The organism is Cellulomonas hominis (genome assembly GCF_901521055.1).
In the GTDB taxonomy this organism is placed as follows: domain Bacteria; phylum Actinomycetota; class Actinomycetes; order Actinomycetales; family Cellulomonadaceae; genus Cellulomonas; species Cellulomonas endometrii.
The window spans coordinates 12172-27088 of the sequence record NZ_CABEGA010000056.1; the positions used below are offsets into that span (position 1 = coordinate 12172).

Annotated in this window: 14 protein-coding genes; 11 read left to right on the forward strand and 3 right to left on the reverse strand. The window is 75.0% G+C overall.

Going from position 1 to position 14917, the window contains the following annotated elements; all coding sequences use genetic code 11:
- Positions 1–59: 59 nt before the first annotated feature.
- The 3 genes from KJP73_RS14595 to KJP73_RS14605 form a co-directional block, all read right to left on the reverse strand.
- The gene (locus KJP73_RS14595) at positions 60–806 is read right to left on the reverse strand and encodes a DsbA family oxidoreductase (protein ID WP_213283599.1); all 747 of its coding nucleotides are present in this window, start codon (positions 804–806) and stop codon (positions 60–62) included.
- Positions 803–1786, reverse strand: a complete 984-nt coding sequence (locus tag KJP73_RS14600) for a quinone oxidoreductase family protein (RefSeq protein WP_213283600.1) — start codon at positions 1784–1786, stop codon at positions 803–805. The genes KJP73_RS14595 and KJP73_RS14600 overlap by 4 nt, the downstream gene beginning before the upstream one ends.
- Positions 1787–1867: 81 nt before the next feature.
- On the reverse strand, positions 1868–2671 hold the full coding sequence (locus tag KJP73_RS14605; protein WP_213283601.1) for an alpha/beta hydrolase: 804 nt from the start codon (positions 2669–2671) through the stop codon (positions 1868–1870).
- Between the two features lie 66 nt (positions 2672–2737).
- On the opposite strand from KJP73_RS14605, the gene argC reads away from it, so the two are divergent.
- From argC to tyrS, 11 genes are read left to right on the forward strand one after another with little or no spacing between them, the layout of a single operon-like run.
- On the forward strand, positions 2738–3808 hold the full coding sequence (argC, locus tag KJP73_RS14610) for an N-acetyl-gamma-glutamyl-phosphate reductase (protein WP_249669417.1): 1071 nt from the start codon (positions 2738–2740) through the stop codon (positions 3806–3808).
- Positions 3805–4986, forward strand: a complete 1182-nt coding sequence (gene argJ, locus KJP73_RS14615) for a bifunctional glutamate N-acetyltransferase/amino-acid acetyltransferase ArgJ (protein WP_249669412.1) — start codon at positions 3805–3807, stop codon at positions 4984–4986. Before argC ends, argJ begins: the two co-directional genes overlap by 4 nt.
- Positions 4983–6005: an acetylglutamate kinase gene (gene argB, locus KJP73_RS14620; RefSeq protein ID WP_213283603.1), complete on the forward strand. Its 1023-nt coding sequence runs from the start codon at positions 4983–4985 to the stop codon at positions 6003–6005. Before argJ ends, argB begins: the two co-directional genes overlap by 4 nt.
- Positions 6006–7304, forward strand: coding sequence for an acetylornithine transaminase (locus KJP73_RS14625; protein WP_249669413.1), 1299 nt, complete (start codon positions 6006–6008; stop codon positions 7302–7304).
- Positions 7301–8236, forward strand: a complete 936-nt coding sequence (gene argF / locus KJP73_RS14630; RefSeq protein WP_213283604.1) for an ornithine carbamoyltransferase — start codon at positions 7301–7303, stop codon at positions 8234–8236. Before KJP73_RS14625 ends, argF begins: the two co-directional genes overlap by 4 nt.
- Positions 8233–8787: an arginine repressor gene (locus KJP73_RS14635; protein WP_213283605.1), complete on the forward strand. Its 555-nt coding sequence runs from the start codon at positions 8233–8235 to the stop codon at positions 8785–8787. The genes argF and KJP73_RS14635 overlap by 4 nt, the downstream gene beginning before the upstream one ends.
- Positions 8788–8842: 55 nt before the next feature.
- Entirely contained in the window at positions 8843–10090 is a 1248-nt protein-coding gene (locus KJP73_RS14640) for an argininosuccinate synthase (RefSeq protein WP_213283606.1), read from the forward strand.
- On the forward strand, positions 10083–11492 hold the full coding sequence (gene argH / locus KJP73_RS14645) for an argininosuccinate lyase (RefSeq protein ID WP_213283607.1): 1410 nt from the start codon (positions 10083–10085) through the stop codon (positions 11490–11492). Before KJP73_RS14640 ends, argH begins: the two co-directional genes overlap by 8 nt.
- Positions 11493–11500: 8 nt before the next feature.
- Positions 11501–12106 (forward strand): uridine kinase, encoded by a 606-nt coding sequence (locus tag KJP73_RS14650; RefSeq protein ID WP_249669414.1) that lies wholly within the window; start codon positions 11501–11503, stop codon positions 12104–12106.
- A complete protein-coding gene (locus tag KJP73_RS14655) occupies positions 12103–12816 on the forward strand; it encodes a DNA-3-methyladenine glycosylase (protein WP_249669416.1) in 714 nt (237 codons plus the stop codon). The genes KJP73_RS14650 and KJP73_RS14655 overlap by 4 nt, the downstream gene beginning before the upstream one ends.
- Positions 12817–12870: 54 nt before the next feature.
- On the forward strand, positions 12871–14142 hold the full coding sequence (tyrS, locus tag KJP73_RS14660; protein ID WP_213283609.1) for a tyrosine--tRNA ligase: 1272 nt from the start codon (positions 12871–12873) through the stop codon (positions 14140–14142).
- Positions 14143–14917 lie beyond the last annotated feature (775 nt).

Here is a 14917-nt window from a genome sequence, read left to right on the forward strand (position 1 = left end):
CCCGCCCCCCGGGACGCTCCCGGGAGGCGGGGCCTCGTCGTGCGAGGGACCCGGCCGGCTCAGATCGCGCAGCCGTCGGGCCCGCAGGCCTCGCCCTCGGCGGTGCCGGCCAGCGTCGGGATGGTCACCCGCGGGTGCGCGTCCTGCCACGCCTGGTCGAGCAGGCGGGCGAACACCTCGACGGGCTGCGCCCCCGAGACGGCCAGCCGCCGGTCGGCGACGAAGAACGGGACGCCCTGCACGCCGATGGCCGCGGCCTCGGCCTCGTCGGCGCGGACGGCGCCCGCCCCCGCACCGGACGCCAGCGCCGCGCGCACGGCGTCGGTGTCGAGCCCGGCCTCGCCGGCCACGGCCACCAGCACGTCCGGGTCGTCGACGACCCGGCCGTGCTCGAAGTGCGCGCTCATCAGCCGCTCGACGACGTCCGCCGCCGCGCCGGCCCCGCCCAGCTCGCCCGCGACGTGCACCAGCCGGTGCGCGTCGAACGTGTTGGCGGGCACGACGGTGTCGAAGTCGTACGCCAGCCCCACCTCGGCGGCCACGGCCGTCACCTGGGCGAACATCTGCCGGACCTGCTCCACGGGCATGCCCTTGCGCTCCGCGAGCATGGTCGCCTCGGTCAGCCCGGGGTGGGCGGAGGACGGCTCGGCGTCGGGCTGCAGCTCGAAGGACCGCCACGTCACGCGGACGTGCTCGCGGTGCTCGAAGGCCTCCAGCGCGGCGGTGAACCGGCGCTTGCCGATGTAGCACCAGGGGCAGGCGATGTCGGACCAGATCTCGACGGTCAGCTCAGTCGTGTTCGTCATGCGGTGAGGAGCACCTTTCCGGTGGTCGCGCGGCCCTCGAGCGCGCGGTGCGCCTCGGCGGCCTCGGTGAGGGGGAACGTCGCGCCGACCCGGACGTCGAGGGTGCCGGCGGCGACGGCGTCGAACAGCTCGCCCGCCCGCCAGGTCAGCTCCTCCCGGGTGGCGGTGTGGTGGCCCAGGGTGGGCCGGGTGAGGAACAGGGAGCCCAGGGCGTTGAGCCGCTGGGGGTCGAACGGTGGCACGGGGCCGGACGACGCGCCGAACAGCGCGAGCCCGCCGCGGCGGCGCAGCGACGCCAGCGAGGCCTCGAAGGTGTCGCGGCCGACGCCGTCGAACACCGTGTGCACGCCCGCACCGCCCGTCAGGTCCCGCACGATCTCCGGCAGCTCGGTGCCGAGGTCGCCGAGCTCGGTGTACCGGATCACCTCGGCGGCCCCGGCGGCGCGCGACAGCGCCTCCTTCTCGGCGGAGCCGACGGTCGTGATCACCCGGGCGCCGCGCGCGACGGCGAGCTGCGTGAGCAGCAGGCCGACGCCGCCGGCGCCCGCGTGCACCAGCACGTCCTTGCCCGGCTGCACCGGGAACGTCGAGGTCACGAGGTAGTGCGCGGTCATGCCCTGCAGCGGCAGCGCGGCGGCCACCTCGTCGCCCACGCCGTCCGGCACGGGCAGCGCGATCACCTCCGGCACCACGACGAGCTCCGCGTAGGACGACGGGGCCGACGCCCACGCGACCGTGTCGCCGACCGCGAAGTCCCGGACCTCGCGGCCCACGGCCTCGACCACGCCCGCGCCCTCCGAGCCGGGGACGTGCGGGAACGGCATCGGGTAGGTGCCGTTGCGGTGGTAGACGTCGATGAAGTTGACCCCGGCGGCGCTCACCCGCACGAGCAGGTCGCGCGGCCCGAAGAACGGGTCGGGGAGCTCGTCGGGCGCGAGGACGTCGGGACCACCGGGCTCCGTGGCGAGGACTGCGTGCATGTGGCCTGCAACGGCACGGGCCGGCAGCGCATTCCGGCAGCATTCCAGCAGCGCATCCCGGCAGCCCGTCCCGGTGCGGCGTCAGCGCACGACGGAGCCGATGCCCTGCTCGCCGAGCCAGCGCACGGCCGCGAACGTCCACTCGCCGGCGGTCTGGCCGATCGCGAGGTTCAGCCCGTGCGCGCCGCGGGGGAACACGTGCAGCTCCGCGGGGACGCCGTGCCGCCGCAGCGCCCGCATCGCGGTCAGGGAGTGCTCGACCCCGACCGCCGCGTCCTCCGCGGTGTGCCACAGGAACGTCGGGGGCGTCGCCGCGTCCACCCGGTTCTCCACCGACAGCGCCCGCGCCGGGGCGTCGTCGGGGCTGCCCACGAGGTTGAGCCGCGACCCGAGGTGCGGGTGGTCGACGAGCGAGATCACGGGGTAGCAGAGCACCGCGGCGTCGGGCCGGCGCACCTCCGCGGGGTCGATCCCGGCGAGGGCCGCGGCGTCCGCGAGCTCGGCGTCGGTGGCGGTCGCGGCCGTCCCGGCCAGGTGCCCGCCCGCCGAGAACCCGAGCACCGCGACCGGCCCGTCGACCGGCTCGCCCCCGCGACGGCCGGCGCGCAGGTCGGCGAGGGCGATCAGCACCTCGTGCAGCGCCACCGGGTACCGGGCGGGCGCCACGGGGTAGTCGAGCCAGTGCGCCCGCACCCCGGAGGACGCGAGGAACGCCGCGACGGGGCCGGCCTCGTCGGCCGCACGCATCTGGTACCCGCCACCGGGCAGGACCAGCACCGCTCCGCGGCCGGGGCCGGCGACGGGGGGGCCGTCGTGCAGGACGGCACGGGCGGCAGGAGCGTGCGAGGGGTCGGGAACGGCAGGGGCGGAGGTCTCGGACGTCACCCGCCCGACCCTAGACGCGCGGCACGCCGCACCTGCATGGATAGGTGTGCATTCGGATGTATGCTCATGCACATGTCCTTCTCCGTCGCGGTCGCAGGCGCCTCCGGGTACGCCGGCGGCGAGACCCTGCGCCTCCTGCTCGGGCACCCCGACGCCGAGATCGGCGCGCTCACCGCGCACTCCAACGCCGGCACCCGCCTGGGCGCGCACCAGCCGCACCTGCGGGCGCTCGCGGACCGGGTGCTGACCCCGACGTCCGTCGACGAGCTCGCCGGGCACGACGTCGTGGTCCTCGCGCTGCCGCACGGGGCCAGCGGGGAGATCGCCGCGGCGCTCGCGGACCGGGGCGACGACGCGCTCGTCGTCGACCTCGGCGCGGACCACCGGCTCACCGACCCCGAGGCCTGGCGGCGGTTCTACGGCACCGAGCACGCCGGGACCTGGCCGTACGGCATGCCCGAGCTGCTGCATGCGGGGGAGTCCGCCCCGTCGGCGCAGCGTGCCGCGCTGGCGCAGGCCCGGCGGATCGCGGTCCCGGGGTGCAACGTCACCGCCGTGACCCTCGCGCTCCAGCCGGGCGTCGCCGCCGGCCTCGTGGACCCCGCGGACGTCGTCGCCGTGCTGGCCGTGGGCTACACCGGCGCCGGCCGCACCCTCAAGCCGCACCTGCTCGCCTCCGAGGCGCTCGGCTCCGCGCAGCCGTACGCGGTCGGCGGCACCCACCGGCACATCCCCGAGATCGCGCAGAACCTCGGGGTCGCCGGCGCCGCGCGCACCGGCCTGTCCTTCACCCCGGTGCTCGTGCCGATGTCCCGCGGCATCCTCGCCACCGTGACGGCCCCGCTCGCCCCCGGCGCGGACGCCGCGTCGGTGCGCGCCGCGTGGGAGGCGGCCTACGGCGGCGAGACGTTCGTCGAGCTGCTGCCCGAGGGCGAGTGGCCCACGACCGCCGCCACCACCGGCGCGAACACCGCTCTCGTGCAGGTGGCGGTCGACGAGGCCGCCGGCCGGGTCGTCGCGCTGTGCGTCCTGGACAACCTGGTCAAGGGCACCGCGGGCGCCGCGGTGCAGTCGCTGAACCTCGCGCTCGGCCTGCCCGAGCGCACCGGACTGACCACCGAGGGAGTCGCCCCGTGACCGACATCGAGCCGCAGGGCGTCACCGCCCCGGCCGGATTCCGGGCCGCCGGCGTGACTGCGGGCCTCAAGGCCTCCGGGAAGCCGGACGTCGCGCTGGTCGTCAACGACGGCCCCCTGCAGGTCGCCGCGGGGGTGTTCACCTCGAACCGCGTGGTCGCCGCGCCGGTGGTCTGGTCGCGCCAGGCGGTGTCCGACGGCGTCGCCACCGCGGTGGTGCTGAACTCCGGGGGCGCGAACGCCTGCACCGGCCCCGAGGGCTTCCTCGACGCGCACCGCACCGCGGAGCACGTCGCCGAGGTGCTGGGCGCCTCGGCCGGGGACGTGCTGGTCTGCTCGACCGGCCTGATCGGCGAGCGGCTGCCGATGGACCTGCTGCTCGGCGGGGTCGACGCGGCGGCGGGCGCGCTGTCCGCCGAGGGCGGCCCGGACGCGGCGACCGCGATCATGACCACCGACACCGTCGCGAAGACCACCGCGGTGGTCGGCGACGGCTGGACCGTCGGCGGCATGGCCAAGGGCGCGGGCATGCTCGCCCCCGGGCTGGCCACGATGCTCGTGGTCCTCACCACCGACGCGGTGGTCACCGCGGAGCAGGCCGACGCCGCGCTGCGCGGGGCCACGCGCACCACGTTCGACCGGGTGGACTCCGACGGCTGCATGTCGACGAACGACACCGTGCTGCTGCTGGCGTCCGGTGCGAGCGGCGTGACCCCGGACCCCGAGGCTTTCGCCACGGCCGTCGCGGCCGCGTCCGCCGACCTCGCCCGGCAGCTCGTCGGCGACGCCGAGGGCGCCTCGCACGACATCGCGGTCACCGTGACCGGCGCGACCACCGAGGAGGCCGCCGTCGCGGTGGCCCGGGCGGTCACCCGGTCGAACCTGTTCAAGGCCGCCGTGTTCGGCAACGACCCGAACTGGGGCCGCGTGCTCGCCGCCGTCGGGACCGTCCCGGAGGACGTCGCGCCGTTCGACGCCGCGCTGCTCGACGTCGCCATCAACGGCGTCCAGGTGTGCCGCGCCGGCGGCGTCGGCGACCCGCGCGAGGGCGTCGACCTGGCCGCGGCCCGCGAGGTGCGCGTCGACGTCGACCTGCACGCCGGCGACGCCACCGCGACCGTCTGGACCAACGACCTGACGCACGACTACGTCCACGAGAACAGCGCGTACTCGACATGAGCGACACCACCCCGGTCCCCGAGGACTTCGTGTTCAACACCCGCACGGACCTGCGTCCCGACCAGAAGGCCGAGGTGCTCATCGAGGCGCTGCCGTGGCTGCAGCGGTTCGCGGGCGCCCTCGTGGTCGTGAAGTACGGCGGCAACGCGATGGTCGACGACGACCTCAAGCGGGCGTTCGCCGAGGACATGGTGTTCCTGCGCCAGGTCGGGCTGCGGCCGGTGGTCGTGCACGGCGGCGGCCCGCAGATCAACGCGATGCTCGACCGGCTCGGCATCGCGTCCGAGTTCCGTGGCGGGCTGCGCGTGACGACCCCGGAGGCGATGGACGTCGTCCGCATGGTGCTCACCGGCCAGGTGTCCCGGGAGCTCGTCGGGCTGCTGAACGCGCACGGGCCCTACGCGGTCGGCCTGTCGGGCGAGGACGGCGGCCTGCTCCGGGCACGGCGCCGCACGGCGACGGTCGACGGCGAGCAGGTGGACGTCGGCCAGGTCGGCGACGTCGTCGAGGTCAACCCCGGAGCCGTGCACGACCTGCTGGACGCGGGCCGCATCCCGGTCGTCTCGACCGTCGCCCCCGACATCGACGACCCGACGCAGGTGCTCAACGTCAACGCCGACACCGCGGCGGCCGCGCTGGCCGTCGCGCTCGGCGCCCGCAAGCTCATCGTCCTGACGGACGTCGAGGGGCTCTACACGAGCTGGCCGGACCGCACCTCGCTGGCCCGCCGGATCCGAGCCGGCGAGCTCGCCGACCTGCTGCCGTCCCTCGACGCCGGCATGCGGCCGAAGATGGAGGCGTGCTGGCGGGCGGTGCAGGGCGGCGTGGGCCGCGCGCACGTCATCGACGGCCGGCAGGCGCACTCGATCCTGGTCGAGGTCTTCACGTCCGACGGCATCGGCACGATGGTGCTGCCGGACGACGAGCCGGTGCCCTCGCCGTTCACCGCCCCGATCCCGCAGGTCGCGGCCCCGGCGGTCGACGTCCCGACCCTCCACCAGAACCCCGAGGTGAGCTGAGTGACCGAGCAGCACCTGACGCCGGAGCCGCCCGACTCGGCCGCGCTCGCGGGCCGCGACTCCGTGGCGCACTGGACCGAGCGGTACGGCCACGCGCTGATGGACACGTTCGGCGCGCCGCAGCGCGTGCTGGTCCGCGGCGAGGGCCCGTACGTGTGGGACGCCGACGGCACGCGCTACCTCGACCTGCTCGGCGGCATCGCGGTCAACTCCCTGGGGCACGCGCACCCGACCCTGACGGCGGCGATCTCGGCACAGCTCGGCACGCTCGGCCACATCTCGAACTTCTTCGCGAGCCCGACGCAGATCGCGCTCGCCGAGCGGCTGCTGGAGGTCGCCGACGCCCCCGAGGGCTCCCGGGTGTTCCTCACGAACTCCGGCACCGAGGCGAACGAGGCGGCGTTCAAGATGGCGCGCCGCAACAGCGAGGGCCCGGGCGGCGTGCGCCGCACCCGCGTCCTCGCGCTGGAGGGCGCCTTCCACGGCCGGTCGATGGGGGCGCTGGCCCTGACCTCCAAGGCCGCCTACCGCGAGCCGTTCGAGCCGCTGCCCGGCGGCGTGGAGTTCCTGCCGTTCGGCGACACTTCCGCGCTGGAGGCCGCGTTCGAGGGTGCCGACGGCGACCGGGTCGCCGCGGTCTTCCTGGAGCCGATCCAGGGCGAGGCCGGCGTCATCCCGCTGCCGCCCGGGTACCTGGTCCGGGCGCGGGAGCTCACCGAGGCGCACGGCGCCCTGCTGATCCTCGACGAGGTGCAGACGGGCATGGGCCGCACCGGCACCTGGCTCGCGCACCAGCACCCGCACCTCGGCGGCGGCATCCGCCCCGACGCGGTGACGCTCGCCAAGGGCCTCGGCGGCGGGTTCCCGGTCGGCGCGGTCGTCGCGTACGGCGAGCGGGCGGCCACGCTGCTCGGCCGCGGGCAGCACGGCACGACGTTCGGCGGCAACCCCGTCGCATCCGCGGCGGCGCTGGCCACCATCGGCGTCGTCGAGCGGGACGGGCTCCTGGCCCACGTCACCGACCTGGGCGCCTGGTGGCGGTCCGAGATCGCCGGCCTGGGCCACCCGCTGGTCGCGGAGGTGCGCGGGGAGGGCCTGCTCATCGGCATCCAGCTCACCGACGCGGTCGCCGCCGAGGTGGCCGCCCGGGCGCTGGCCGCCGGGTTCATCGTCAACGCGTGCACGCCCAGCACGATCCGGCTCGCCCCGCCGTACGTGCTGACCCGCGAGCAGGCGGCGACGTTCACGCAGCTCCTGGCGGACCTGCCGCACGACCTCGGTCAGGAGCACGGCGCATGAGCCCCCGCAGCTTCCTGCGCGACGACGACCTGAGCCCGGCCGAGCAGGCCGAGGTCCTGGAGCTCGGCCTCGCCCTGCGCGCCGACCGGTTCGCGAAGCGGCCCCTCGAGGGGCCCCGCGCGGTCGCGATCATCTTCGACAAGCCGACCCTGCGCACCCAGGTGTCCTTCACGGCCGGCGTCGCCGAGCTCGGCGGGTACCCGCTGGCCGTCGACGGGAACCTCGCGCGGATCGGCGTGCGGGAGTCCGTCGCGGACACGGCGCGGGTGCTCGGGCGGCAGGTCGCCGCGGTCGTCTGGCGGACCTACGCGCAGTCCCGGCTGGAGGAGATGGCGGCCCACGCCGGCGTCCCGGTGGTGAACGCGCTGACCGACGACTTCCACCCCTGCCAGATCCTCGCGGACCTGCTGACGCTCGCGCAGCACTGGGGCGGCGTACCGGCGCTGGCCGGCCGGACGCTCGCGTACACCGGCGACGGCTCGAACAACATGACGCACTCCTACCTGCTGGGCGGAGCGACGGCGGGGATGCACGTGCGGATCGCGACCCCGGCGGCGTACCAGCCCCACGCGGACGTCGTCGAGGCCGCGGCGGCGATCGCCGCGCGCACCGGCGGCTCGGTCGAGGTGACCGACGACCTCGCGAAGGCCGTCACGGGCGCGGACGCGGTCGCCACCGACACCTGGGTGTCGATGGGGCAGGAGGCCGAGGCCGCCGAGCGCGAGCAGCCGTTCGTCCCGTTCCGGCTCGACTCCGCCGCGCTGGCCCTCGCTGCGCCCGGCGCGCTGGTGCTGCACTGCCTGCCCGCCTACCGCGGCAAGGAGATCACCGCCGAGGTGCTGGACGGTGAGCAGTCGGTCGTCTGGGACGAGGCCGAGAACCGGCTGCACGCGCAGAAGGCGCTGCTGACCTGGCTCCTGGAGCGCTCGTGACCGCCGCCACCGGCCCCGTCGAGGAGCCGCTCGCCACCACCGGCCGCGTCCCGGCGACCAAGGCCGCCCGGCACGCGCTGATCCGCGACCTGCTGTCCCGGCAGTCCGTGCACTCGCAGTCCGAGCTCGCCGACCTGCTGGCCCACCAGGGCGTGACGGTCACGCAGGCCACGCTGTCCCGCGACCTCGTCGAGCTGCGCGCGGTGAAGATCCGCACGCCCACCGGCGCGCTCGCCTACGCGGCGCCGGGGGAGGGCGGCGACCGGACCCCCGCGCCCGTCGTGGACGCGGAGGCGCTCGCCTCCCGGCTGGCCCGGCTCTGCTCCGAGCTGCTGGTCACCGCCGAGGCGTCCGGCAGCCTCGTCGTGCTGCGCACTCCGCCCGGCGCCGCGCAGTTCCTGGCGTCGGCCATCGACCACTCCGTCCTCCCCGGCGTGCTCGGCACGATCGCCGGGGACGACACCGTCCTCGTCATCGCCCGCGAGGGCGCCGACGGCCCCGAGGGGACCGCGCTGGCGGCCCGGTTCCTCGAGCTCGCGACGACCGGCTGACGCCCCGTCGCCCCTGACCACTCCTGCACGACCGGACACACGAAAGAGAAGACACATGACTGAGCGCGTCGTCCTCGCCTACTCGGGCGGCCTGGACACCTCCGTGGGCATCGGCTGGATCGCGGAGGCGACCGGCGCCGAGGTGATCGCCGTGGCGGTCGACGTCGGCCAGGGCGGCGAGGACCTCGAGGTCATCCGCCGGCGCGCGCTGGACTGCGGCGCGGTCGAGGCGTACGTCGCCGACGCCCGCGACGAGTTCGCCGCCGAGTACTGCATGCCGGCGCTGCGGGCCAACGGCCTGTACCTGGACAAGTACCCGCTGGTCTCCGCGCTGTCCCGCCCGGTCATCGTCAAGCACCTGGTGCGCGCCGCGCGGCAGTTCGGCGCCACGACCGTGGCGCACGGCTGCACGGGCAAGGGCAACGACCAGGTCCGGTTCGAGGTGGGCATCACCTCGCTCGCCCCGGACCTCAAGTGCCTCGCCCCGGTCCGCGACCTCGCGCTGACCCGTGACAAGGCGATCGAGTTCGCCGAGCGCAAGAAGCTCCCGATCGCGACCACCAAGCACAACCCGTTCTCGATCGACCAGAACGTCTGGGGCCGCGCCGTCGAGACCGGCTTCCTCGAGGACATCTGGAACGAGCCGACCAAGGACGTCTACACCTACACCGACGACCCCACGTTCCCGCCGGTCGCGGACGAGGTCGTCATCACGTTCGACCAGGGCGTGCCCGTCGCGCTCGACGGCCAGCCGGTCACCCCGCTGCAGGCGATCCAGGAGATGAACCGCCGCGCGGGCGCCCAGGGCGTCGGCCGGATCGACATCGTCGAGGACCGCCTCGTGGGCATCAAGTCCCGCGAGGTCTACGAGGCCCCCGGCGCGATGGCGCTGATCGCCGCGCACCAGGAGCTCGAGAACGTCACCGTCGAGCGCGAGCAGGCCCGGTTCAAGCGGACCGTCGAGCAGCGCTGGACCGAGCTGGTCTACGACGGCCAGTGGTTCTCCCCGCTGAAGAAGTCGCTCGACACCTTCATCGACGACACCCAGCGCTACGTCTCCGGCGAGATCCGCATGGTGCTGCACGGCGGCCGGGCGACGGTCACCGGGCGCCGCTCCGAGTCCTCGCTGTACGACTTCAACCTGGCCACCTACGACTCCGGCGACTCGTTCGACCAGTCGGCGGCGCGCGGGTTCATCGAGATCTACGGGCTGTCCTCCAAGCTCGCCGCCGCGCGCGACGTGAAGTTCGGCAACGCGGAGGACCTCGGCTCGCAGGGCGGCATCGGCGGTACCGGTGCCTGAGCAGGCGGGTGCGCTCTGGGGCGGCCGGTTCGCCGGCGGCCCCGCCGACGCGCTGGCCGCCCTGTCCAAGTCCACCCAGTTCGACTGGCGGCTCGCGCCGCAGGACATCGCGGGGTCCCGCGCCCACGCGAGGGTCCTGCACGCGGCCGGGCTGCTGGACGACGCGGCGCTGGCGGGCATGCTCGACGCCCTGGAGCGGCTGCGCGCCGACGTCGAGTCCGGGGCGTTCGTCGCCGCCGAGTCCGACGAGGACGTGCACGGCGCCCTGGAGCGCGGCCTGATCGAGCGCGCCGGGGCGGACCTGGGCGGGCGGCTGCGCGCCGGGCGGTCCCGGAACGACCAGATCGCCACGCTGGTGCGCATGTACCTGCGGGACGAGGCGCGGGCCATCACCGGCCTGGTGCTCGACGTCGTGGACGCGCTGATCGCCCAGGCCGAGGCCGCGGGCGACGCGGTGATGCCGGGCCGCACCCACCTGCAGCACGCCCAGCCGGTCCTGCTCGCGCACCACCTGCTCGCCCACGCGTGGCCGCTGCTGCGCGACGTCGAGCGGTACGCCGACTGGGACCGCCGCGCCGCGGTGTCCCCGTACGGCTCCGGCGCGCTCGCCGGCTCGTCGCTCGGCCTCGACCCGGCGGCCGTCGCCGCCGAGCTCGGCTTCGACGCCCCGGTGGAGAACTCGATCGACGGCACCGCGTCCCGGGACGTCGTCGCGGAGTTCGCCTGGGTGTCCGCGATGCTCGGTGTCGACCTGTCCCGGATCGCGGAGGAGGTCGTCCTCTGGTCGACGCACGAGTTCGGCTTCGTGCAGCTGGACGACGCGTACTCGACCGGGTCGAGCATCATGCCGCAGAAGAAGAACCCGGACGTCGCGGAGCTCGCGCGCGGCAAGGCCGGCCGGCTGGTCGGCGACCTCACCGGGCTGCTGACCACGCTCAAGGGCCTGCCGCTCGCGTACAACCGCGACCTGCAGGAGGACAAGGAGCCGGTGTTCGACCAGGTCGACACGCTGACCGTCCTGCTGCCCGCGTTCGCCGGGATGGTCGCCACGCTGCGGTTCGACACCGAGCGGATGGCGTCGCTCGCGCCGCGGGGGTTCTCGCTCGCGACGGACATCGCCGAGTGGCTGGTCCGGCAGGGCGTGCCGTTCCGCGTCGCGCACGAGGTCGCGGGCGCGTGCGTCCGGGCGTGCGAGCAGCACGAGCCGCCGGTCGAGCTCTGGGACCTGACCGACGACGAGCTCGCGGCGGTCTCCGAGCACCTCACGCCCCAGGTGCGCAGCGTGCTGTCGGTGGAGGGGTCGGTCGCGTCGCGGTCCGCGCACGGCGGCACGGCACCGGTCCGGGTCGCCGAGCAGCTCCAGCGGGCCCGCGCCCGCGCGGCGGAGCTCCGCGGGCGCTGAGCCCCCACATGGCGGACCCGACCACCCGGCAGGAGGGGCACGAGGACGCGGCCGGCGTCGTCGTGCCCCTCCTGCTGTCCGCGCCGCCGCGGCTCGGCCGGATCCGGGTGGTCGCGATCGACGGGCCTGCCGGCTCCGGCAAGACGACCCTGGCCGCCGCGGTCGCCGCGGGCTGCGTCGCCGCCGGCGCGAGCGCGCAGGTGGTGCACATGGACGACCTCTACGCCGGGTGGACGGGGCTCGACGGCGACCTGTGGCCGCGGCTGTCGGCCCAGGTGCTCGAGCCGCTGCGCCGCGGCCGCCCCGGCCGGTTCCAGCGGTACGACTGGGAGGCCGGCCGGTTCGCGGACTGGGTGGACGTCCCGGTACCCGACGTGCTGGTGCTGGAGGGCTGCGGGTCCGGCCGGCGGGACGTCGCCCCGGTCCTCGGGGTCCTCGTGTGGGTCGAGGCGGAGCCCGCCACGCGGCTGGAGCGCGGGCTGGCGCGCGACGGCGCCGGCGCGCGCCCGCACTGGGAGCGCTGGATGCGCGACGAGGCGGCGCACTTCGCGCGGGAGGGCACGCGCGGACGGGCCGACGTCCGCGTGGACGCATGGGGCAGGATGGCCCGGTGAGCTCGACGGGACCCGGCACCGAGGCGGTGTCCGGCGCGCCCGGGATCGTGCCGGCCCGCGTCTGGTACTCCCGGCCGGTGCTCGCGGTCGCGCCGGACCTGCTCGGCGCCTACCTGACCGTCCGCTCCGACGAGGGCGACGTCACCGTGCGCCTCACCGAGGTCGAGGCCTACGACGGCGAGGCGGACCCCGGCTCGCACGCGTTCCGCGGCCGCACCCCGCGCAACGCCGTGATGTTCGGGGAGCCCGGTCGGCTCTACGTGTACCGGCACCTCGGCCTGCACCACTGCTTCAACGTCGTCACCGGCCCCGCGGGGGCCGCGTCCGCCGTCCTGCTCCGCGCCGGCGAGGTCGTCGACGGCGTGGGCCTGGCGCGTGCCCGGCGGGCGAGCTCGGGCGTCGTCGACTCCGACCGGCAGATCGCCCGGGGTCCCGCCCGCATGGCCGTCGCCCTCGGCATCGCGATGGAGGCGAACGGCGCCGACATCACCGAGCCGGGCGGCCGCATCGTCCTGCACCGCGACCCGGACGCCGTGACCCCCGCCTACGCGACCGGCCCGCGCGTCGGCGTGGCCGGCGCCGGCGGCGACCCCGCGCGCCACCCGTGGCGGTTCTGGATCACCGGGGAGCCCACCGTGTCCGCCTTCCGGCCGGCGTATCGCCGGCCGGCGTCGGGAAGCAGCCCGCAGCGCGGGACGACGCCGGCATGACCCGACCCGCCGACGGCGCGGCCACCGAGCCGCGCGACCACCTGGAGCACTGACGTGACGCACATCCTCGACGAGCTCGCCTGGCGCGACCTCGTCTCCCAGACCACCGACCTCGACGCGCTGCGCGCGGCGCTCGACGCCGGACCGGTCACCCTCTACTGCGGCTTCGACCCGACCGCGCCCAGCCTGCACATCGGCAACCTGGTGCAGATCCTCACCGTCCGGCGCCTGCAGGACGCGGGGCACCGGCCCGTGGCCCTCGTCGGCGGCGCGACCGGCCTGATCGGCGACCCCAAGATGGCGGGGGAGCGCACCCTCAACGAGCCCGGCGTCGTCGCCGGCTGGGTCGAGCGCATCCGGCGGCAGATCGCCCCGCTGCTCCGGTTCGACGGCGAGAACGCCGCGACGCTCGTGAACAACCTCGACTGGACCGCCCCGATGTCGGCCATCGACTTCCTGCGGGACGTCGGCAAGCACTACCGGCTGGGCACGATGCTCGCGAAGGACACGGTCGCCCGGCGGCTGAGCTCGGACCAGGGCATCTCGTTCACCGAGTTCAGCTACCAGATCCTGCAGGGCATGGACTACCTCGAGCTGTTCCGCCGGCACGGGGTCACGCTGCAGACCGGTGGCAGCGACCAGTGGGGGAACCTGCTGTCCGGCGTCGAGCTGGTCCGCAAGGTCGAGGGCGCCGCGGTGCACGCGCTGACCACGCCGCTGATCACGAAGGCCGACGGCACCAAGTTCGGCAAGACGGAGTCCGGCACCGTGTGGCTCGACCCCGAGCTCACGTCGCCGTACGCCTTCTACCAGTTCTGGCTCAACGCCGACGACGCCGACGTCGTGCGCTACCTCAAGGTCTTCACCTTCCGGACGCCCGAGCAGATCGGGGAGCTGGAGCAGGCCGTCGCCGAGCGGCCGGCAGCCCGCGAGGCGCAGCGGGCCCTGGCGTACGACGTCACGTCCCTGGTGCACGGGGTCGACGCGACCGAGAAGGTCATCGCGGCCAGCCGCGCGCTGTTCGGGGGCGGTGACCTCGCCGAGCTCGACGCCGCGACCCTGGGCGCGGCGGTGGCCGAGCTGCCCACGGCCGAGGTCGCGGTGGGCGACCCGGTCGTCGACGTGCTGGCCGCCACCGGGCTGGTCACGAGCAAGGGGGCGGCCCGCCGGGCGATCGCCGAGGGCGGCGCGTCGGTCAACAACCGCAAGGTGACGGACGACTCTGCCGTCGTCGAGGCGGGGGACCTGCTGCACGGGCGGTGGCTCGTGCTGCGGCGGGGCAAGCGGACGCTCGCGGTCGCGCAGGTCGGGGCTACGTCCGACTGACACCCGCGTGCTCGCGGCACGACCCAGGGGCGGCCCCGTTTCGACGGGACCGCCCCTTCGTCGTCCCGGGTCGGTCCCTCCCGAGGGGTTGCGCGCTCGGTGGCGACGGCGCATCCTGGGTGCAGAGCGACGGGCGTCACACCGGCCCCGTCGCGGTGCACCAGGGGTCACCCCGGCGGGCCGGGCGCGAAAGCGCAGGTCAGGCGGGGTGCGGAGTGCGTGCGCGGCACTGGAGCCCGCCGGCTTGACGGTGAGCGAAACGTCCGCGTAATGTTCTCCGAGTCGCCCGGCAGGGAGGAACGGACACCGAGGATCAACCCGGTGGCTGGTCCCGCGGGTGGCCACCCCCTCGGCAAGATCGACAGGCGCCTCGGCGTCCGGACGGTCGTGCCGGGACCGGGCAGAAGGACACGCAATGTCGGAATGAACGCCGACAATGCGGGCCGGAAAGCCTGGTAGAGTGAAGGAAAGCCTCGCCGGAAAGAACAAGCCGGCAAGGCGGTCCAGAAGCTCTGGTAGAGTTGAGAAACGCCAGGCCGGTTCGAAAGAGAGGCAGGGCGGGACAAAAACTCTGATAGAGTTCAGGACGAGCCGAGTCGAAGGAAACGACGACAAAGCCCGCCAGGAACTCTGGTAGATTGGAACCGAGCCTCCGGCCAGGAGCCCGCAAGGGTGAGTGGGGGATGCGCGTCTGTTCTTTGAGAACTCAACAGTGTGCCAAGTAGTTGATGCCAAGATGGTTCATCGGCTCGGGTGGTCGCCTCATTCGGGGTGG